Annotated in this window: 20 protein-coding genes and 1 pseudogene; 11 read left to right on the top strand and 10 right to left on the bottom strand. The window is 63.0% G+C overall.

What is annotated here, in order from left to right; translation table 11 throughout:
• Positions 1–20: 20 nt before the first annotated feature.
• Complete coding sequence (locus C5J22_RS29325; RefSeq protein WP_371412684.1) at positions 21–524, bottom strand: MarR family winged helix-turn-helix transcriptional regulator; 504 nt, start codon at positions 522–524, stop codon at positions 21–23.
• 114 nt (positions 525–638) lie between these two features.
• Between C5J22_RS29325 and C5J22_RS29320 the strand changes: the two genes are divergently transcribed.
• Positions 639–1,280, top strand: a complete 642-nt coding sequence (locus tag C5J22_RS29320; protein ID WP_105441129.1) for a LysE family translocator — start codon at positions 639–641, stop codon at positions 1,278–1,280.
• 27 nt (positions 1,281–1,307) lie between these two features.
• Here C5J22_RS29320 and C5J22_RS29315 read toward each other — a convergent pair whose 3' ends face one another.
• Positions 1,308–1,730: a hypothetical protein gene (locus C5J22_RS29315; protein ID WP_105404564.1), complete on the bottom strand. Its 423-nt coding sequence runs from the start codon at positions 1,728–1,730 to the stop codon at positions 1,308–1,310.
• A 188-nt stretch (positions 1,731–1,918) separates the two neighbouring features.
• Between C5J22_RS29315 and C5J22_RS29310 the strand changes: the two genes are divergently transcribed.
• The 4 genes from C5J22_RS29310 to ppa all read left to right on the top strand — a co-directional run bounded on the left by C5J22_RS29310 (position 1,919) and on the right by ppa (position 7,579).
• A complete protein-coding gene (locus tag C5J22_RS29310; RefSeq protein ID WP_105441128.1) occupies positions 1,919–4,009 on the top strand; it encodes a M3 family metallopeptidase in 2,091 nt (696 codons plus the stop codon).
• A gap of 355 nt (positions 4,010–4,364) precedes the next feature.
• Positions 4,365–6,188, top strand: a complete 1,824-nt coding sequence (gene typA, locus C5J22_RS29305; RefSeq protein ID WP_046637467.1) for a translational GTPase TypA — start codon at positions 4,365–4,367, stop codon at positions 6,186–6,188.
• Positions 6,189–6,391: 203 nt separating this feature from the next.
• Complete coding sequence (locus C5J22_RS29300) at positions 6,392–6,898, top strand: GNAT family N-acetyltransferase (protein ID WP_037081530.1); 507 nt, start codon at positions 6,392–6,394, stop codon at positions 6,896–6,898.
• A gap of 147 nt (positions 6,899–7,045) precedes the next feature.
• Positions 7,046–7,579 (top strand): inorganic diphosphatase, encoded by a 534-nt coding sequence (ppa, locus tag C5J22_RS29295; protein ID WP_105441127.1) that lies wholly within the window; start codon positions 7,046–7,048, stop codon positions 7,577–7,579.
• A 4-nt stretch (positions 7,580–7,583) separates the two neighbouring features.
• Here ppa and C5J22_RS29290 read toward each other — a convergent pair whose 3' ends face one another.
• Both C5J22_RS29290 and C5J22_RS29285 read right to left on the bottom strand, forming a co-directional pair.
• A complete protein-coding gene (locus C5J22_RS29290; RefSeq protein WP_105441126.1) occupies positions 7,584–7,898 on the bottom strand; it encodes a DUF167 domain-containing protein in 315 nt (104 codons plus the stop codon).
• Positions 7,895–8,185 (bottom strand): YggT family protein, encoded by a 291-nt coding sequence (locus C5J22_RS29285; protein WP_037081547.1) that lies wholly within the window; start codon positions 8,183–8,185, stop codon positions 7,895–7,897. Before C5J22_RS29285 ends, C5J22_RS29290 begins: the two co-directional genes overlap by 4 nt.
• A gap of 141 nt (positions 8,186–8,326) precedes the next feature.
• Here C5J22_RS29285 and C5J22_RS29280 point away from each other — a divergent pair, with 141 nt between their 5' ends.
• Entirely contained in the window at positions 8,327–9,586 is a 1,260-nt protein-coding gene (locus C5J22_RS29280; RefSeq protein WP_105441125.1) for an MFS transporter, read from the top strand.
• Here C5J22_RS29280 and C5J22_RS29275 read toward each other — a convergent pair.
• The 6 genes from C5J22_RS29275 to hemC all read right to left on the bottom strand — a co-directional run bounded on the left by C5J22_RS29275 (position 9,574) and on the right by hemC (position 15,498).
• Positions 9,574–10,356: a glutamine amidotransferase gene (locus C5J22_RS29275; protein WP_371412683.1), complete on the bottom strand. Its 783-nt coding sequence runs from the start codon at positions 10,354–10,356 to the stop codon at positions 9,574–9,576. The two genes, C5J22_RS29280 and C5J22_RS29275, sit on opposite strands and share 13 nt — an antisense overlap.
• Positions 10,357–10,369: 13 nt before the next feature.
• On the bottom strand, positions 10,370–10,849 hold the full coding sequence (locus C5J22_RS29270; RefSeq protein WP_105441124.1) for a TerB family tellurite resistance protein: 480 nt from the start codon (positions 10,847–10,849) through the stop codon (positions 10,370–10,372).
• Positions 10,850–10,871: 22 nt separating this feature from the next.
• Positions 10,872–12,497, bottom strand: coding sequence for a heme biosynthesis protein HemY (locus C5J22_RS29265; RefSeq protein WP_105441123.1), 1,626 nt, complete (start codon positions 12,495–12,497; stop codon positions 10,872–10,874).
• Positions 12,498–12,512: 15 nt separating this feature from the next.
• The gene (locus C5J22_RS29260) at positions 12,513–13,763 is read right to left on the bottom strand and encodes a COG4223 family protein (protein ID WP_105441122.1); all 1,251 of its coding nucleotides are present in this window, start codon (positions 13,761–13,763) and stop codon (positions 12,513–12,515) included.
• Between the two features lie 90 nt (positions 13,764–13,853).
• Complete coding sequence (locus C5J22_RS29255; RefSeq protein WP_172746819.1) at positions 13,854–14,564, bottom strand: uroporphyrinogen-III synthase; 711 nt, start codon at positions 14,562–14,564, stop codon at positions 13,854–13,856.
• Positions 14,565–14,568: 4 nt separating this feature from the next.
• Positions 14,569–15,498, bottom strand: coding sequence for a hydroxymethylbilane synthase (gene hemC, locus C5J22_RS29250; protein WP_105441143.1), 930 nt, complete (start codon positions 15,496–15,498; stop codon positions 14,569–14,571).
• 71 nt (positions 15,499–15,569) lie between these two features.
• Here hemC and tsaD point away from each other — a divergent pair, with 71 nt between their 5' ends.
• The 5 genes and pseudogenes from tsaD to C5J22_RS31835 form a co-directional block, all read left to right on the top strand.
• On the top strand, positions 15,570–16,667 hold the full coding sequence (gene tsaD / locus C5J22_RS29245; protein ID WP_105441120.1) for a tRNA (adenosine(37)-N6)-threonylcarbamoyltransferase complex transferase subunit TsaD: 1,098 nt from the start codon (positions 15,570–15,572) through the stop codon (positions 16,665–16,667).
• Positions 16,664–17,665, top strand: coding sequence for an NAD(P)H-dependent glycerol-3-phosphate dehydrogenase (locus C5J22_RS29240; RefSeq protein ID WP_105441119.1), 1,002 nt, complete (start codon positions 16,664–16,666; stop codon positions 17,663–17,665). The genes tsaD and C5J22_RS29240 overlap by 4 nt, the downstream gene beginning before the upstream one ends.
• Positions 17,666–17,702: 37 nt before the next feature.
• On the top strand, positions 17,703–17,993 hold the full coding sequence (locus C5J22_RS29235) for a YciI-like protein (RefSeq protein WP_105441118.1): 291 nt from the start codon (positions 17,703–17,705) through the stop codon (positions 17,991–17,993).
• An 8-nt stretch (positions 17,994–18,001) separates the two neighbouring features.
• Positions 18,002–18,433: an EVE domain-containing protein gene (locus C5J22_RS29230; protein ID WP_105441117.1), complete on the top strand. Its 432-nt coding sequence runs from the start codon at positions 18,002–18,004 to the stop codon at positions 18,431–18,433.
• A gap of 263 nt (positions 18,434–18,696) precedes the next feature.
• A pseudogene (locus tag C5J22_RS31835) lies at positions 18,697–18,834 on the top strand (methyltransferase); the annotation flags it as partial.

The following is an 18,834-nucleotide window of genomic DNA, read 5'->3' as shown; positions in this document are numbered from 1 at the left end:
GAGCGGGGATAGGCGGCATGTTATCGGCTTTCATCAGGTGCAGTCTGCAGTGCGGCGGAGGGGACGGCGGCTTGCAGGTTGGCGTTGAACAGGGCCAGCGCCTCGCGCAGGATCCGGTTGTTTTCCTCGCTGAGGCCTTCGGTTGCCTGGCCAAGGATGGCGTTCAATTCGTTGCGGATCGAACCGATCATCTCGCCGGAAGTCTCGGTGAGATTGATCCGCTTGGCGCGCCGGTCAGCGGAGCATTGCTGCCTTTCGACCAGCCCGAGCGCCTCCAGCTTGTCGAGATAGGCGCAGAGCGTCATCGGCTCGACGCCCATGCGGGCGGCGATGTCGAGCTGGCGGCTGCCGTCGAGAGCCGCGATGTTGATCAGGGCGCGGGCTTCGCCGGGTGTCAACCCCAGGCCTGCCTGGGCGATGCGGCGCTCGAAGGCGGCACGCAGCAGTCGGGCACTGTCGACGATCAGGAACCCCAGAATGTCCATATGCTTTTCGGCACCCTTTGCCTCGTCGTCGAATTTCATAAGGCACGCTTACTATCTTTCGGGTGAGAGGCAAACGGAAAAGGGGGGCACTGGTTGCATTGACACCGGTAAAACCGGAGGCGAGATTGTCGCAGCCTTCCGACGGAGACCATCATGTCATCATCGCTGCTTGCCGGCGCCTTTTTCGCGGCGCTTGCCTATACGCTCATTCCCGGGCCGGCATTCCTGGCGCTGCTCGGCATCGGTGCCGGACAGGGAAGGCAGGCCGGCGCCTTCTTCATGGGTGGCCATCTGGCGGGGGACATCCTGTGGTCCGGTCTGGCGCTGGTGGCGATCATCGGCGCCAAGACGGTCGGCACCACCCTCTTCGACATACTCGGGGTTTTCTGCGGGCTCTATCTCGGCTGGATCGGCTGGAGCGCATTGCGGGCGAAGCCGAAGAAGGATGGTGGCGCTCTGGTGACGGTCGAAAAGCCGCTGCGGCGCGGGCTGATCTTCGGCCTGACGAACCCCAAGGGGTATCCGGTGGCGCTGGCGACGTTCACCGCGCTGCTCGCAAGTTCTGCCGATGCACTGGATTTCAGCGCGCTGCCGGTGCTTCTCGCCGTGTCGCTGATCGGGTTCCTGACGGCCGATCTGGTGCTGATCGGGATTATCGGCGCCGGCGTGGTGCGGCGGTTCTATCGGAGACACGAGAGGGTGATCGTCCGGCTTTCCGGACTGCTGTTCATCGGCTTTGCGGTGCAGGCGCTCTGGCACTCGGCACCGGGCCTGTTCGGCGACCGGCGGGCCTGAAAGTGGGACGCGGTTAGGTTCGGCCGATCAGACTTCGATGAAAGCCATGACCGCGCGAAGCACGTTGGCGCGGGACGTGTCGCCGAGCGACATGGCGATTTCAAGCTGGTTGCGGTAATAGTCGTGGAAGTTGAAGCCGGTTTCGTCGGTAACCTGCGACAGGTCCATCAACTGTCCCTGAGCATCGACGGCGTGTGTTGGAAGTTCTTCGGACAGCGTTATGTATGTGTCCTGGTCGATCTTGCCAGCCTGATAGTTTTCAAGCGCGAGCGCGCGCAGATCGCGCGGGGTGATCGCCGAAAAATCAATCGGCGATTCATCCGCGTCGGGCACCTGAAAGGTGATCTGGCTCTGCCGACTTCCATGCTCGGAAGATTTCTCGACCTTGTTGTTTCGAGAATGGTCTCTTTGCAGTAAGTTGGTAGACCAGCGCAAGGAACTGATTTCCATGGCTATATCCTGTTTCATCGGATACTGGGCCAAAACTACCTTTGATTACTGCACTGCGTCAAATGGTTAATAACCGTTAATTGTTGTGTATGATTTCTTGCTGAAAAACGAAAATGGACGGGCGCATACCCATTCCCGCCGCCTTCTCCTATATGAATGGCGAAGCATCGTTATGAAGGAATATATTCATGTCTTCTAATCTTCTGGTGAACCCCGCTCTGGTGGACTGGAACGGTCATCACGGCCTGCCGCGCTTCGATCAGGTGAAGGACGAGGACTTCGCCCCCGGCTTCGACGCAGCGCTTGCCGCCCACGAAGCGGAGATCGATGCGATCGCCAACAATCCGGAAGAGCCGACCTTTACCAACACGGTCGTTGCCCTGGAGACCGCAGGCGATGCCCTGTCGCGCGTTTCGGGGCTGTTCTGGGGCAAGGCCGGCGCCCATACCAACGAGAATATTCAGGCACTTGAGCGCGAGATCGCGCCAAAAATGTCCCGCCATTATTCGAAGATCGGCATGAATGCGGCGCTGTTTGCCCGCATCGATACGCTCTGGGACAATCGCAAGGAACTGGGCCTGACGCTCGAGGAAGAGCGGGTGCTGGAACGTCACTGGAAGGGTTTCGTCAAGGCCGGCGCCAAGCTTGCCAAGGCCGAGCAGGAACGGCTTGCCGATATCAACGAGAAACTTGCCGGGCTCGGCGCCAAGTTCGGCCAGAACGTTCTGGGCGACGAGAAAAGCTGGTCGCTGAAATTGTCCGACAAGGGCGAGCTCGACGGCCTGCCGGCGTTCCTGCGCGATGCCATGGCATCCGCGGCCCGCGAACGCGGCGAGGCTGACGGGTATATGGTGACGCTGTCACGCTCGATCATCGAGCCGTTCCTCACCTTCTCGACCCGCCGGGACCTGCGCGAACAGGCTTTCAGGGCCTGGGCGGCGCGCGGGCAAAACGGCGGCGAGACCGACAATCTCGGCATCGTGCGCGAAACGCTGGCGCTGCGGGCGGAAAAGGCAAAACTGCTCGGATACGAAAATTTCGCGGCCTACAAGCTCGACAACACGATGGCGAAGACGTCCGATGCGGTGAATACGCTGCTCCGCCAGGTCTGGGACAAGGCGCGCTCCAAGGCGCTGGAGGAAGAGGCGAGCCTTGGTGGCCTGATCGCCGAGGAAGGCAAGAACCACGAGGTCATGCCGTGGGACTGGCGTTATTATGCCGAGAAGCTGCGGCAGCGGACCTTCGATTTCTCCGAAACGGAGCTGAAGCCCTATCTGCAGCTCGAAAAGATCATCGAGGCCTGCTTCGATGTCGCCGAGCGCCTGTTCGGCGTCAAGGCGGTCGAAGTGAAGGGTGTTTCGGCCTACCATCCGGATGTGCGGGTGTTCGAGATCCGCGACCGGGACGGTTCTCTGAAGGCGCTGTTCCTCGGCGACTATTTCGCCCGGTCCTCGAAGCGCTCCGGCGCCTGGATGAATTCCCTGCAGTCGCAGCATAAGCTGCCGCTGAAGAACGGCGCGACAGGCGAGCTGCCGATCATCTACAACGTCTGCAATTTCGCCAAGCCCGCCGAAGGCAAGCCGGCCTTGCTGTCGATCGACGACGCCCGCACCCTGTTCCACGAATTCGGCCACGCGCTGCATGGCATGCTGTCGGATGTCACCTATCCGTCGGTCTCCGGCACCGGCGTGTCGCGAGATTTCGTCGAACTGCCGTCACAGCTTTACGAGCACTGGCTGACCGTGCCGGAAATCCTGGAAAAATATGCCGTTCATTTCGAAACCGGCAAGCCGATGCCGAAGGCGCTGCTCGACAAGGTGCTGGCGGCCCGCACCTTCAACGCCGGTTTCGCGACGGTGGAATTCACCTCCTCGGCGCTGGTGGACATGGCATTCCATACCCGCGGGGCGGTCGAAGATCCGATGGCGGTGCAGAAGGAAGTGCTCGACGAGATCGGCATGCCGGCCTCCATCGTCATGCGCCACGCGACGCCGCATTTCCAGCACGTGTTTTCGGGCGACGGCTATTCGGCGGGCTACTATTCCTACATGTGGTCGGAAGTGCTCGACGCGGACGCCTTCTCCGCCTTCGAGGAAACCGGCAACGCCTTCGATCCGGTCATGGCGCGCAAGCTCAAGAACAACATCTATTCCGTCGGGGGCTCGATCGATCCGGAAGAGACCTACAAGGCGTTCCGCGGAAAGTTGCCGGACCCGAAGGCGATGCTGAAGAAAAAGGGCCTTGCGATGGTCGAGGAGCTTTCCGGCAGCGACGCCTGAGCGCATTGCGATCCCGGTCTTACGGGAGTAAAACAGGGCCGAAGATTTGCCGATCATCGGCCTGTCATGCGGCGGCCGTAATACCGTAGCGCCGGATCGCAACATCGATCTGGCGGCAGTCGCGCGAGGGGGTCGATCTGGCTCGGCGTGGCCATGGCCTTCATTGTAATCGTGGCGACCGCCTTCCTGCCGCTCCTCTTGGCCACCTCTTGAGGCGCAGCGGGCTGGTGGCGAAACAGCCATCAACCATCATCGCGCTCACCCCTTTCGCAAATGCGAAAAACAGGGTATGAGGCCGCAAAACGAATTGGGTGCCGCCTCCCGATGCCGCGCCAAGAGCTCAGAGATTCAAAACATGAAAATGCGAAATATCGCGATCATCGCACACGTCGACCATGGGAAGACCACTCTTGTCGACGAACTCCTGAAGCAGTCCGGCTCGTTCCGTGACAACCAGCGCACCACCGAGCGCATGATGGACAGCAACGATCTCGAAAAAGAACGTGGCATCACCATCCTTGCCAAGGCGACCTCGATCGAGTGGAAGGGCGTTCGCGTCAACATCGTCGACACCCCCGGCCACGCCGACTTCGGCGGCGAAGTCGAGCGCATCCTGTCGATGGTGGACGGCGCGATCGTTCTCGTCGACTCCTCCGAAGGCCCGATGCCGCAGACCAAGTTCGTGGTCGGCAAGGCGCTGAAGGTCGGCCTTCGCCCGATCGTCGCGATCAACAAGATCGACCGTCCGGACGGCCGCCACGAAGAAGTCATCAACGAAGTCTTCGACCTGTTCGCCAATCTCGACGCCACCGACGAGCAGCTTGATTTCCCGATCCTCTACGGTTCCGGTCGCGATGGCTGGATGAACGTCAATCCCGAAGGCCCGAAGGATGAGGGTCTTGCCCCGCTTCTCGACCTGGTGCTGAAGCACGTTCCCGAGCCGAGCGTCGGTGAAGAAGACGGCGCGTTCCGCATGATCGGCACGCTGCTCGAAGCCAACCCTTTCCTCGGCCGCATCATCACCGGCCGTATCCATTCCGGCTCGATCAAGCCGAACCAGCCCGTCAAGGTGCTCTCCCAGGACGGCAAGACGGTCGAAACCGGCCGTATCTCCAAGATCCTCGCCTTCCGCGGCATCGAACGTACGCCGATCGACGAGGCGCATGCGGGCGATATCGTCGCCATCGCCGGCCTCTCAAAGGGCACTGTCGCCGACACGTTCTGCGATCCCTCGGTCACCGAGGCGCTGCATGCGCAGCCGATCGACCCGCCGACCGTTACCATGTCCTTCCTCGTCAACGACAGCCCGCTTGCCGGTACCGAAGGCGACAAGGTGACGAGCCGCGTCATCCGCGACCGCCTGTTCAAGGAAGCCGAAGGCAATGTCGCGCTGAAGATCGAGGAAGCCGAGGGCAAGGATTCGTTCTACGTTTCCGGCCGTGGCGAATTGCAGCTCGCCGTCCTGATCGAAACCATGCGCCGCGAAGGCTTTGAGCTTGCCGTGTCGCGTCCGCGCGTCGTCATGCACAAGTCCGAGGACGGCACGCTGATGGAGCCGATCGAGGAAGTCGTCATCGACGTCGATGAGGAGCATTCCGGCGTCGTCGTGCAGAAGATGTCCGAGCGCAAGGCCGAAATGGCCGAGCTGCGTCCGTCCGGCGGCAGCCGCGTTCGCCTGGTATTTTTCGCGCCGACCCGCGGCCTGATCGGCTACCAGTCGGAACTTCTGACTGATACCCGCGGCACGGCGATCATGAACCGCCTGTTCCACGACTACCAGCCCTACAAGGGCGAGATCGGCGGCCGCACCAACGGCGTGCTTCTGTCCAACCAGGCCGGCGAGGCCGTTGCCTATGCGATGTTCAACCTGGAAGACCGTGGCCCGATGATCATCGAGCCGGGCGAAAAGGTCTATATGGGCATGATCATCGGCATTCACAGCAGAGACAACGACCTTGAGGTCAATGTCCTCAAGGGCAAGCAGCTGACCAACATCCGTTCGGCCGGCAAGGACGAAGCCGTCAGGCTGACCCCGCCGATCCGCATGACGCTCGATCGTGCGCTGTCCTGGATCCAGGACGACGAGCTGATGGAAGTGACGCCGAAGAACATCCGGCTGCGCAAGACCTATCTCGACGCCAACGACCGCAAGCGCTTCGGCAAGGCGAAAATCGCCTGATTTCGACAGCATGCTCTGAGCCTTTCAAAACCCGGCAGAAATGCCGGGTTTTTTTCTGTGCCTGAGACCCGGCCGCCCTTGTCGCAAAGGTTAAAAACACGTTAACGTTGCCGCGTCGTCCACATGAGAAGTCTGTGGGCAATCCGCTCTACACACATTGGTGGAATGGCGGATTGCCAGCATCAGGGCCTAGAGTAAACGTTATGAAAACGTTATCGATCGATGTCCGGCGGGCCGAACCGCAAGACGCTCGCGCCATTTCCGAGGCGCACCGCCAGGCATGGACCCAAGCCTATGCAGGCCTCATTCCCCACAAGCCGCTGACCCAGATGCTGGAGCGTCGCGGCGAGGCATGGTGGCGCAAGGCGACCCGCGGTCCTGCAACGCTGCTGGTGCTCGATGTCGCCGACCAGGTCGCCGGTTACGCCACGATCGGCCTCAACCGGGCCCGTGCCCTGCCTTATGACGGCGAGGTCTACGAGATCTATCTTCGTCCCGAATTTCAGGGCATCGGCCTTGGCCGCCGCCTGTTCGGCGAAAGCCGCCGGCTCCTGAAGTCGCTCGGCTGCGAAGGTCTCGTCGTCTGGTGCCTGGAGGACAGCGAGCATGCGGCGCGTTTCTTCCGCCGGCACGGCGGTGTGGACCTTGCCGAAGGCATGGAGGATTTTGGCGGCACTCAGCTTCGCAAGATCGGTTTCGTCTGGTCCTGAACGGTCGGCCTTCAACACCCTGAATTTGAACGATTTCTCATGTTGCGGCGCGCAGTGCGGTTCAACATTGGCGTCAAAGCCTTGTTGCCTTGCAGCATGATTCCCGCTATCGACGCTTAACTTTGTTGAACCTCATCGGGGACCAGAATGCGTATCGATGCAATTTCCGTTGGCAAGAATCCGCCTGAAGACGTCAACGTCATCGTTGAAGTGCCGGTCGGCGGCCAGCCGATCAAGTACGAAATGGACAAGGAAGCCGGCGCTCTCGTCGTCGACCGCTTCCTCTACACGCCGATGACCTATCCGGGCAATTACGGCTTCGTACCGCACACGCTCTCGGAAGACGGCGACCCGATCGACGTCCTCATCTGCAACACCCGTCCGCTGGTTCCGGGCTGCGTCATCAACGTGCGCCCGATCGGCGTGATGATCATGGAAGACGACGGCGGCAAGGACGAGAAGATCATCGCCGTGCCGGTTCCGAAGCTGACCCAGCGCTACGACAAGATCAAGAACTACACCGACATGCCCGAGATCACGCTGAAGCAGATCGAGCACTTCTTCGAGCACTACAAGGATCTGGAGCCCGGCAAATGGGTGAAGATCGGCGGCTGGCAGAATGTCGACGTGGCAAAGATGCTGATCATCGAAGCCATCGAGCGCTACAAGGCCCAGAAGTAAGCCGTCAGGCCTTCAGGACCTTTTTGAATTTCTCTTCCAGATCCTCCGGGTCGCCATCGATCCGGAGGATTTTTTTACGCGCGGTTTCGCCCGACAGGATCGAAATGGAGGATTTGGGAAGGCGGAACGTGTCGGCCAGCAGCAGGATCAGCGCCTTGTTGGCCTTGCCGTCCTCCGGCACGGCGGTGACGCGTGCCTTCAGGAACACCTCGCCATCGGCGGCGGTCTCAATGCCCTCGACAGCATTGCGGCCCGAATTCGGCGTAAGCCGGACTGCGAGCCGCAGATGGTCGGAATGTTTGCTGTAGGCGCCGCTCACGCAACCAGCGGATAGATCGACGTCCACATCAGCGAGCGAATGAAGAAGATGATCAGGAGCAGGATGACGGGCGAGATATCGATGCCGCCGAGGTCCGGCATGATGCGACGGATGGGACGCAGCGCCGGTTCGGTGACGGCGAAGAGGAAACGGCCGATCGCATCGACGAACTGGTTTCTCGAATTGATGACGTTGAAGGCATAGAGCCACGAGAAGATGGCGCTGGCGATCAGCACCCAGGTATAGAGGTTCAAGGCCAAGTCGATGGTCTGAAACAGGGCGAGCATTAACGTCTCCATTTCTTTGTTGACAGACATGTAGACATTGGCGAACTAACGGGCAAGTGCCGCGCCCGCGCCTCATCCGATTCATGTTTAACGGGCGACGGGCACGCTGCCGGCCTCCGGCTCCGCTGAAAGTGTTGCCTCATGTCCATTTCTGCCTCGGGCGATCGTTTCGCCGCCTTCCGGCACTCATCTTATACTCGCTTCTTCTTTTCCCGACTTTTCTCGGCTTTTGCGATCCAGATCATCAGCGTCGCGGTCGGCTGGCAGATGTACGACGAGACCAGCAATCCGCTCTATCTCGGCCTGATCGGCCTTTTCCAGTTCCTGCCGTCGCTGCTCCTGATCCTCGTCACCGGTTCGGTCGCCGACCGTTATAACCGACGCGCGATCATGGCGATCTGCATGGTGGTCGGAGCGCTCTGCGCCGGCGCCCTTCTGGCTCTCACCGTCACCCATTCGTTTTCGCCCTGGCCGGTGTTCGGCATCCTGATCGTGTTCGGGATCGAACGGGCCTTCATGGGGCCGGCGGTCCAGTCGCTCGGTCCCAACCTGGTGCCGGAACAGGACCTGCCGAACGCAGTCGCCTGGAATTCCTCGTCCTGGCAGACGGCGGCGATCCTCGGCCCGGTTGCCGGCGGCCTGCTTTACGGCATCAGCGCGATTTCCGCCTATTCGGTCGCACTGGTCTTCCTCATCCTCGCCGCCGCCCTGGTGTTCATGATCCCGAAGCCTCCGCAGCGCAACGCTGCGGAAAAGGTGAGCTGGGGCCAGATCCTGGCTGGTTTCCACTTCATCTCGCGGGAAAAGATCGTGCTCGGAGCGATCTCGCTCGATCTCTTCGCGGTCCTTCTCGGCGGCGCGGTCGCGCTGATGCCGATCTTTGCGCGCGACATTCTCGAACTCGGCCCCTGGGGCCTCGGCATGCTGCGGGCAGCACCGGGCGTCGGGGCGATCGTCGTCGCGATCTACCTCGCCTTCTATCCGATCCGCCACCATGCCGGTCTGGCGATGTTCATCGGCGTCGGGCTGTTCGGCATCGGCACGCTGGTCTTCGGTCTCTCAGTGACGCCATGGCTGTCGATCTCGGCGCTGATGCTGATGGGAGCGTCCGACATGATCTCGGTCTATGTGCGCGAGACGCTGATCGCGCTCTGGACGCCGGACGAGGTGCGCGGCCGGGTCAACGCGGTCAACATGGTGTTCGTCGGAGCGTCCAACGAGCTCGGGGAGTTCCGCGCGGGTACGATGGCGTCGATCTTCGGCGCCGTGCCGGCCGTGGTGATCGGCGGTATCGGCACGCTGGCCGTCGCAGTCATCTGGGCCATGGGCTTCCCGAAGCTGCGCAGGATCGACAGTCTCGATGCGCCGGACCGGGAAGAGAGATCGGTTCAGCCGGCCTGAAGCGCCGGTTGCCGGCCGTATCCGATCTGTTCGCCGCCCGCCTGCTCGCCGCCCGCCTGCGGCTCGAAGACGAGATCGAGGAAATTCCAGAGCCATTCCTTGAGCGGCGCGTCGAAGATCATCCGGCCCTCCAGATGGTCGCGGCCGGCCTGTGCATTCGGCATGGTGAAACGCTCGGCGCCATGCACGACCCAGCGCTGCATCATGGCCCGTGTCAGTTCCGCATGGAATTGCAGGCCCCAGGCATTGTCGCCGTAGCGGATCGCCTGGTTCGGATAGGCGTCGCCTTCGGCAAGCAGTTGCACGCCGCGCGGGATGTCGAAGCCTTCGCGATGGAAGTGATAGGCCATTTTCGGCCATTTCATCAGCAGCCTGCCGTGTTCGGTGGCGCGTAGCGGATACCAGCCGATTTCGGTGAGGCCGTTTTTCTCCGCGGCGACCGTGCCGCCGAGATGGCGCACCATCATCTGCGCGCCGAGGCAGATGCCGAGATAGGGCTTGTTCTCCCTGAGCGGAACGCCGATCCAATCGATCTCCGTCTTGACGAACGGATCCGGATCGTTGGCGCTCATCGGCCCGCCGAAGATCACCGCGCCGGAATGATCGGCCATGGTGTGCGGCAGGGGATCGCCGAGCACGGGGCGGCGGATATCGAGAGGGAAACCCTTGTCGGAAAGCATCTGGCCGACGCGCCCGGGCGACGAGCGCTCCTGGTGCAGCACGATCAGCACGGGAAGTTTTCGGGTATGACGGGAGGGAAACATCAGCATTTCAACAACGTCCTCAGTCTCCTCCCTCATCTCCTCCGGTTGCACGGGCGGCGGCCTGCTGGCGCTCCAGAACCCTGTCGCGCGCCGAGACGCCCAGAAGATCGGCGATCCTCCAGATCACGTGATCTTCGATCTCGCTGCGCTGGCCGTCGGCATAAACGATATCCCAGAGGATGCCGAGAAGCTCGACGCGGTCCTCTTCGTCGACGAGATGTTTTCTAAGATCGGAAGTGAAGCGGTAATAGTCAACCGCCTCGCTGCCGGCCTGATGGCCGACCTCGATCAACGCCTTCAGGCGATCTTCGCTCAAGTCGTAACGTTCGCGCAGCAGGTCGCGAAACTTCTGCTGTTCCCGGGGCGAGACGTTTCCATCCGCCTCCATCACCTGGAAACAGAGCGCGACAAACGCCACCCGGGGGTCATCGGAGGCGAATTCTTGCGTATGGTGGGACCCTGTCAGAGTTTGGAGGAAGGCCTGAATGCGATCTAACATCTATCTCCAGGCCCTCGCCATTCTAGAACAGCCGGAGCCTCGTTGCGGGCTGCGCGGCATCGGGATCTTTCACACCCGGATCATCCGGCGGGCGGCCAAAAAAGGGAACGGGCTCCTCCTCATTTTCAGGGGATTTTCCGTCCTTCGGCGTCACATTCGCCGGGGCTGGTGTTTTTGCTGCAACAGCTAACTCCTTCTGAGGGGGCTTTGCCTCCTGCGGGGCCGGCTTGACCTCGACCAGAATAGGCTTGGGGGGCTCTTCTGTCGCCGTGTCGGTCTTCGCCTCGCTGACCGTGACAGGCGGCAGGCTGGCGATCGCGGTATCGGCCGCAAGCGAACCTTCCTCGACCGGGCCTTCGAGCTGGTCGAACGGCGCCTTCCACTCGAAGGCATCGAGCCGGCCGGTCACCGGGGAGAGCGGCAGCCACTTTTCCGAGACGAAACCATCGGCGACCCAGGCGGGGTCCCGCGGTGCGCGCAACGCCTGCGCCATCCAGTGGCGAACGCGGCCCTGATCGCCGGTTTCGGCTTCCTCGATATCGGCGAGCAGCAGGTAGACGGCCTCGCGCGGCTGCATGCGGGCGGCGGCTTCCGCCTTGGCACGCGCCTTCTTGAACTGCTGGGCATCGAGTGCGGCCTGGGCGACGGCCAGCAGCGATTCGACATTGTTGGGGCGCATCGCCTCGAGCTTTTCGGCGCGTTTCAGCCGGTCCACGGTGCTGTCGCCGCTGCGGGCGCGGATATAGGCGCCGGCGATTTCCGGATGCGGTCCAAGCTTCCAGACACTTTCGAGGGTGGATGCCGCCTTGCGGACATTGTCTTCGCGCAGCCAGGCCTTGGCGGCGATGACGGCGGCGGGCACGAGATCCTTGGCGAGTTTCAAGGCCGCCATGGCATCGTCGCGGGCGCCCTTCGGATCGCCCTCCAGCCGATCATTTGCCTTGGCCGTCAGAAGCACGGCCTTCCAGCGTTCGGCCTGCGGCTTTTCGAGGATATTGGCCATGCGTTGCTGGTCGAGCAGGCGGATCGCATCGTCCCAGCGGCCAGCCTGGCTGCGGGATTCGAGCGTCGCCTGGGCGGCCCAGGGCAGGTAGGGCGCATGCTCGACCGCCTTTTCCGCATATTGGCGGGCGGCCTCGTTGGCACCGAGCCGGCGGGCTTCCATGTAGAGACCGCGCAGGCCCAGTTCACGGGTTTCCGGATCCTCGGCCATCTGCTCGAACTTTTTGCGCGCCTCGTCGTGCTTGCCTTCGATGAGGGCGGCCTGAGCTTCGAGGAGGTGGATCAGGGGTTCCTGATCGGCGCTGATCAGGCCGCGGGTGCGAAGGCTCATCTTGCGGGCGAGAAGCGCATTGCCGGCGCCGGCGGCGATCAGGCCGGTCGACAGCGCCTGGTAACCGCGGTCGCGCTTGCGGGCGCGAAAATAACGGCGGACGGAATAGGGCGAGGTCCAGATCACGCCGACGATCCACCAGAGGAGCATTGCGGCGCCGAGCAGCGCGACCATGGCGGTTGCGGCCACCATCAGGCTCGTTTCGATCAGGTGGTCCTGCCAGGTGATGGAAATCAGGCCGGGGCGATCCGCAAGCCAGGAGAAACCCCAGCCGAGAGCCAGCACCACAACGAGAAAAATGAAAAGTCTGACCATCCGGTTCTTCCGTCCTCAGCCTTGGGTGCCGGCGACGGCGCGCGTCAGCGTTCCGCCCACTAGATTTTCCACCTGAATGCGGGCATCGAGCTTCTGCTTGAAGTCGCGCGAAACCGCCTTTGCCGGTTCCGGGAGCGCATCCCATTCGCGGGCGGAGGCCTGGAGATCGCCGTTGCGCAGCGCATTTTCCATGCGGGCGACGATCGCATCCGGCGTTTCGCCCTGGACGTCACCGACGCGGCGGACCTTGACCACCGACATGGCGGAGGAAAGCAGCCGGCTGGCAATGCCCTCGTTGGGGTCCGACTGGACGGTCGCCTCCAGCATGGCATCGGCAATGCGGGGGAAATCGCGCTGCAGCTCGGCGCGTGCGGGCACGCCGGCGGACGCGAATTTCTGCAGGTCGGCGACCGCGGGATCGTCGCCGGCGACGGTCACGAAGGTCTGCAGTTCGGTTTCGAACGGGCCGCCGCGATCGATGCCGGCCTTGAGGGCGGCGGCTGCGACGGCGCGGGCGACCTGCTGTTCCGGGCCGCGGTCGTTCAGCTTGGCCTCGGCCTGGTCCAGGCGCTGGGCGAGACCGGAATCGGCGGTCGTTGCCGACTGGACGGTGGCGCGGAGCCGGTCGAGATCGGCCTTGAGCGCGCCAAGCGCCTGTTCGCTGGCACCGCCCGACGTGCGAGGCGCTGATTCAAGAGCCGCAACCCGGTTGGCGAGCGCGGCATCGGGGGCCGCTGCTGCGGCAGGCCGATTTTTGAGCGCTGCGATTTCCTGGCGCAGTGCGGCGATCTCGGAGGAGAGGCCGGCCGTGTTGGAGGACGCCGGGGCGGGCGTGGCGCCGGGCAGGTAACCGGCATATTGCATGCTGCCGGCCAGCAGCAACGCGACGATGCCGCCGAAAATGCCGGCCGCGATCAACGTCGACGTGGCAGGGCTCGTGCGATGGTGCGGGGCGGGTGTCGACTCTGGTTCGGGCGCCACGGTTGCGGGTTGCGGTTCGCTCTGGGCGGCGGCAGACCAGGGATCGTCATAACGCGGCTCGTCTGTGGCCGAGGGACTGGATGCCGTTTCTTCCGTGGGCTCGGGCTTGGCCGGCTCTTCGGCTGTTGCGGAAACGTCTTCGGCGGGCTCCGTGGCGCTCACCACGTCGTCGGTGTCGTTGCTGCGGACGGGTTCGGCGACGACATCGGACTGCTCGGCGGTCAAGTCGATCGTGACCGGCTCCTTGTCCGTCTTGGATCGGCGGGGTGGTTGTTCCGGTACCATCTCGACCTCTTTTTGCATGCGCTCACAGGAAACTAGTGGGTGGGTCTTAGGAAAGAAAGGGGCGGGCGGGATTTTGGCGCCACACCTCGACTAAAGGAGTGCCAATACCCCATCCTCGTCAGGGTGGCTGGCGATCTTGATATTTCTATGAAATTCCCGCGGAATGATTTCGGCGACATTGTCGCTGAGGCACAGGAACTGCAGGGACGGGAGTTCCTGAAGGTGCGGCGCAGCGAAATCGGAGAAAAGCCGGGCATTTTCCCGCGAATAGAGAAGCACGGCATCCGCCGGCGGATCGAGGAGAGCGCCGCGGATAAGAGCTTCATCGTAGGCTATGGGTATCATTTCATAGATTTCGGCGGTGACGAACGGCACCCCCGCCGCGCGCAGGCCATCTTCAAATTTTGACGAACGCGGCCTGCCGGCAAGGTAGAGCAGCGGAGCGTCGAACGAAGGTGCATCGCTTGCGATGATTTTCGCGAGTTCGGCGCCTGTGCCGGGCCCGCGGCGAATATTCCGGAAGCCGGCAGCTTCGGCAGCCTTTGCGGTTGTTTCGCCGACGGCGTAGAGGGTTTGGCCGAGAAATGGGATGAGACGCTCGCCCAACGCGGACAGCACGCGCAGGGCTTCGGCGCTGGTGACGGCCAGCGCGGAATGGGGGCTGGCGAGCGCGGCCTCGGCGACTTCCGGATGATGGATCGCCCTGGTCAGCGGCAGCAGGACCGGCTGATGGCCAAGGTCTTGCAGTCGCTCGGCAGTGCGCCGGGCCGAGTTTTCGGGGCGGGTAACGACGACCCGCATCGCTTTACGACCAGCCTTCGAAAAAATCGGCGCCGGCCGCCGCACGGACGGCTTCGCCGGCCTGGCGGCCAAGCTTTTCCGCATTGGCGCGTTTGCCTTCTGTCTCTATCGAATGTTCCTTGCGGCCATCCGGCGTCAGGATCAGCCCTGAGAATTTCAGATGGTCGCCCTCGCAGATGGCGTAACCGCCGATCGGGGTGCGGCAGGAGCCGTCGAGCGCTGCCAGGAAGGCGCGTTCGCAGGAGACCGCGTCATAGGTCGGGCGGTCGTTGATCGGGTCGAGAAGCGCGTCGATGCGGGCGTCACTGACACGGCTTTCGACGCAGATCGCGCCCTGCGCCGGTGCCGGGGGAAAGTCCTGCGGGTCGAGCAGTTCGGTGACGACATCCTGCTTGGCGAGGCGCTTGAGCCCGGCATAGGCAAGCAGGGTCGCATCCACCTGGCCTTCGCTCAGCTTGCGCAGCCGCGTTTCGACGAGGCCGCGGAAGGTGATGACCTCGATGTCCGGACGGATGCGGCGGATCAGCGCCTGGCGGCGCAGCGACGAGGAGCCGACGGTGGCGCCATCGGGAAGGGCGGCAAGCGTATGGGCGGTGCGGCCGATAAACGCATCGCGAAAATCCTCGCGGGGCAGGTAGGCGGCGAGACGCAGGCCATCGGGCAGTTTGGTCGGCATGTCTTTCGAGGAATGGACGGCGAAATCGAGATCGCCGGAGATCAGCCCTTCCTCCAATTCCTGGGTGAACAGGCCCTTGCCGCCGAGCTCGGTCAGCGCCCGGTCGGTGATGCGGTCGCCTGTCGTCGACAGCACGACGATCTCGAACATGTCCTCCGGCAGGCCATGCGCCGTCATCAGCCGTGCGCGCGTTTCGGAAGCCTGTGCGAGCGCCAGCGGGCTGCCGCGCGTGCCGATCCGGAAAGGTTTTGTTTGCATCCGCGTCATTCCATTGTTACCGGAGGCTTTCGTAGACCGGTTTATCCGGCATCGCAATTATCGATAGGCGTATGGCGACCTTTCTTCGCATCCTCGGCATTGAAACTAGCTGCGACGAGACGGCGGCTTCCGTCGTCGCGCGCCATGAGGACGGCCGAGGCGAAATCCTCTCCGACATCGTGCTGTCGCAGCTCGACGAACACAGCGCCTATGGCGGCGTCGTGCCGGAGATTGCCGCGCGCGCGCATGTCGAGGCGCTGGACGGGCTGATCGAGGAAGCGCTCACCCGCGCCAATGTGTCGCTCGACGAGATCGATGCGGTCGCCGCAACCTCCGGCCCGGGCCTGATCGGCGGGCTGATCGTCGGACTGATGACCGCCAAGGCGATCGCGCGGGCCGCCGGCAAGCCGCTGATGGCGATCAATCACCTCGAAGGTCATGCGCTGACGGCGCGGCTGACCGACGGGCTTTCCTTTCCCTACCTGATGCTGCTGGTGTCCGGCGGCCATACCCAGCTGGTTCTGGTGCGCGGCGTCGGGGAATACGAGCGCTGGGGCACGACGATCGACGATGCGCTGGGCGAGGCCTTCGACAAGACGGCAAAACTGCTCGGCCTGCCCTATCCCGGCGGGCCGGCTGTCGAGAAGGCGGCCCTGAAGGGCAATCCGGACCGGTTCTCGCTGCCGCGGCCGCTGGTCGGCGAAGCGCGGCTCGACTTTTCTTTCTCCGGCCTCAAGACGGCGGTGCGCCAGGCGGCGACCGAGATCGCGCCGCTCAGCGAGCAGGATGTCGCAGATATCTGCGCCTCGTTCCAGAAGGCGATTTCCCGGACGCTGCGCGACCGCATCGGCCGCGGGCTGGCGCGCTTCAAACAGGAATTCGCGCATCTCGATGTCGACCGGGCGCTGGTCGTCGCCGGCGGGGTTGCCGCCAACCAGGAAATCCGCCGGACGCTGCAGGCGCTCTGCATCGAAAATGGTTTCCGCTTCATCGCGCCACCACTGCGCCTCTGCACCGACAATGCGGCGATGATCGCCTGGGCGGGGCTCGAAAGGATGGCGGAGGATCTGCCGACCGACGGTCTCGACGTGGCGCCGCGCTCGCGCTGGCCACTCGACAAGGACGCCAAGACCCTGCTCGGGTCCGGCAAGCGAGGAGCCAAGGCATGAGCGGCGCGGAGAAAATCGTCGTCATCGGCGCCGGTGCCTTCGGGACCGCGCTTGCCACCGTGATTTCGCTGGAAGGCCGGCACCCGGTGACCCTGATCGGTCGCGATCCTTCGCTGATGAGCGATCTGCGCGACGACAGGGTGCATGATGCGGCCCTTCCCGGCGTGCCCCTGCCGGATGCGCTGGAATTTTCCGCCGAGCCGGATGCGATCGGCGAGGCGAGCCTCGTGCTCTTCGCCATGCCCTCGCAGGCGCAGGCGGATGCGGCACGGCACTACGGTCCTTATCTGGCCGACGGCGCGGTTGTCGTCACCTGCGCCAAGGGCATCGACAAGTCTTCCGGCCGGTTGCTGACCGAACTGCTGGAGGCGGAATTGCCGCATCATCCGGTCGCGGTGCTTTCGGGGCCGGGTTTTGCGGCCGATATCGCCCGCGGCCTACCGACGGCGATGGCGATTGCGGCGGGGGATGAGGCATTGGCGGAACGGCTCGCCAACGCGCTCTCCAGCCGTACCTTCCGCCTCTATGCTTCCACCGACCGGATCGGGGTGCAGCTCGGAGGCGCGCTAAAGAACGTGCTGGCGATTGCCTGCGGCATCATCGAAGGCGCCGGGCTCGGCGAATCGGCGCGCGCCGCACTGATCTCGCGCGGTCTTGCGGAAATGTCGCGGCTGGTCGAGGCGATGGGCGGCAATGCGGATACGGTGCGGGGCTTATCGGGCCTCGGCGACCTGGTGCTGACCGGCACCAGCCATCAATCGCGCAACCTGCGTTTCGGCATCGCGCTCGGGCAAAGTGGCGGTAGCTGGGGCGAGGGCACTCAGGCCGGCGGACCGCTGGTCGAAGGGGCGTTCGCGGCATCCGTCGCGGCGCGTCTGGGCAAGAAATTTTCGGTCGAACTGCCGGTCACCAACGCGGTGGCCGATATCATCGACGGCAAGCTCGATATCATGACGGCCATGGAACAGCTGATGACCCGGCCGATCACCACCGAATAAGACCGTTTTCCCAATAGGATCATGCAAGGAGAGACTGATGCTGTTTGCGTTTCTGTGCACCGACAAGCCCGGCCATCTGAACGTCCGGATGGAAACCCGCCCCACCCATCTGGAGCATCTGAACAAGCTCAATGCCGAGGGTGTGCTGAAGTTTGCAGGCCCGTTCCTCGATGACGACGGCAAGCCGAACGGCAGCCTCGTGGTCGTCGAAGCCGCCGGCATGGCCGCCGCCCGCCTGATCGCCGAGGCCGATCCCTATTACCTGGCCGGCCTCTTCGAAAAGGTCGAAGTGAAGGCCTGGAACTGGGTCTTCAACAAGCCGGAGTGAGTCGACAGATGGCATATTGGCTTTACAAATCCGAACCGTCGTCCTGGTCCTGGGAACAGCAGAAGGCGGCGGGCGAAAAGGGCACCGAATGGACCGGCGTGCGCAACTACCTGGCGCGCAACAACATGCGGGCCATGAAGATCGGCGACAAGGGCTTCTTCTACCACTCGAATGACGGGCTGGAGATCGTCGGCATCGTCGAGGTCTGTGCGCTGTCGCATCCCGATTCGAGCGCCAAGGGCGATCCGAAGTGGGATTGCGTCGATATCCGCGCCGTGACCGACGTGCCGACGCCGGTGACGCTGAAGGACATCAAGGCGAACCCGAAGTTCGAGAAGATGTCGCTGGTGACGTCGATGCGGCTGTCGGTGCAGCCGGTGACCGACGAGGAATATTTCGAAATCTGCAAGCTCGGCGGTCTCGACAATCCGCCGCGTTAACCTAAAGTGGTGGTTGTGCGGAGTGTTTGCTGCACGCCAAGCGATTTTAGGGGGCTTCAATGGGGTCGTTCAGCATTTGGCATTGGTTGATAGTCATTATTTGGTTGGTAGTGTTTGGTTGGCCAATCGCGAAAATTCTGAGGCGAATGGGCTTTTCAGGCTGGTGGACCGTCATCGCATTTGTTCCGCTGGTCAATATCATTGGCTTGTGGGTCGTTTCTGTCGCCCGTTGGCCCGTCATAGACAGGCAATAAGCGGAAAAATTGAAGACTGATCCCCGGACATTCATCCTTCAAAACACGGATATCGCCGCGCCGCCGCATGTGCCGGAAATCCGGCTGCATCTGGCGAGCGAGGCGCATGACCTCTGGCTGAAGACGGAAGAGGACCTGGAGGAAATC

This window comes from Neorhizobium sp. T25_13 (assembly GCF_002968675.1).
GTDB lineage: Bacteria > Pseudomonadota > Alphaproteobacteria > Rhizobiales > Rhizobiaceae > Neorhizobium > Neorhizobium tomejilense.
This window is presented reverse-complemented; position numbering and strand designations above follow the sequence as displayed.

Coding starts and splice junctions, on each gene's coding strand:
- C5J22_RS29325 (WP_371412684.1), bottom strand. CDS start 524: ATGAAATTCGACGACGAGGCAAAGGGTGCCGAAAAGCATATGGACATT.
- C5J22_RS29320 (WP_105441129.1), top strand. CDS start 639: ATGTCATCATCGCTGCTTGCCGGCGCCTTTTTCGCGGCGCTTGCCTAT.
- C5J22_RS29315 (WP_105404564.1), bottom strand. CDS start 1,730: ATGGAAATCAGTTCCTTGCGCTGGTCTACCAACTTACTGCAAAGAGAC.
- C5J22_RS29310 (WP_105441128.1), top strand. CDS start 1,919: ATGTCTTCTAATCTTCTGGTGAACCCCGCTCTGGTGGACTGGAACGGT.
- typA (WP_046637467.1), top strand. CDS start 4,365: ATGAAAATGCGAAATATCGCGATCATCGCACACGTCGACCATGGGAAG.
- C5J22_RS29300 (WP_037081530.1), top strand. CDS start 6,392: ATGAAAACGTTATCGATCGATGTCCGGCGGGCCGAACCGCAAGACGCT.
- ppa (WP_105441127.1), top strand. CDS start 7,046: ATGCGTATCGATGCAATTTCCGTTGGCAAGAATCCGCCTGAAGACGTC.
- C5J22_RS29285 (WP_037081547.1), bottom strand. CDS start 8,185: ATGCTCGCCCTGTTTCAGACCATCGACTTGGCCTTGAACCTCTATACC.
- C5J22_RS29280 (WP_105441125.1), top strand. CDS start 8,327: ATGTCCATTTCTGCCTCGGGCGATCGTTTCGCCGCCTTCCGGCACTCA.
- C5J22_RS29275 (WP_371412683.1), bottom strand. CDS start 10,356: ATGCTGATGTTTCCCTCCCGTCATACCCGAAAACTTCCCGTGCTGATC.
- C5J22_RS29270 (WP_105441124.1), bottom strand. CDS start 10,849: ATGTTAGATCGCATTCAGGCCTTCCTCCAAACTCTGACAGGGTCCCAC.
- C5J22_RS29265 (WP_105441123.1), bottom strand. CDS start 12,497: ATGGTCAGACTTTTCATTTTTCTCGTTGTGGTGCTGGCTCTCGGCTGG.
- C5J22_RS29260 (WP_105441122.1), bottom strand. CDS start 13,763: ATGGTACCGGAACAACCACCCCGCCGATCCAAGACGGACAAGGAGCCG.
- C5J22_RS29255 (WP_172746819.1), bottom strand. CDS start 14,564: ATGCGGGTCGTCGTTACCCGCCCCGAAAACTCGGCCCGGCGCACTGCC.
- hemC (WP_105441143.1), bottom strand. CDS start 15,498: ATGCAAACAAAACCTTTCCGGATCGGCACGCGCGGCAGCCCGCTGGCG.
- tsaD (WP_105441120.1), top strand. CDS start 15,570: ATGGCGACCTTTCTTCGCATCCTCGGCATTGAAACTAGCTGCGACGAG.
- C5J22_RS29240 (WP_105441119.1), top strand. CDS start 16,664: ATGAGCGGCGCGGAGAAAATCGTCGTCATCGGCGCCGGTGCCTTCGGG.
- C5J22_RS29235 (WP_105441118.1), top strand. CDS start 17,703: ATGCTGTTTGCGTTTCTGTGCACCGACAAGCCCGGCCATCTGAACGTC.
- C5J22_RS29230 (WP_105441117.1), top strand. CDS start 18,002: ATGGCATATTGGCTTTACAAATCCGAACCGTCGTCCTGGTCCTGGGAA.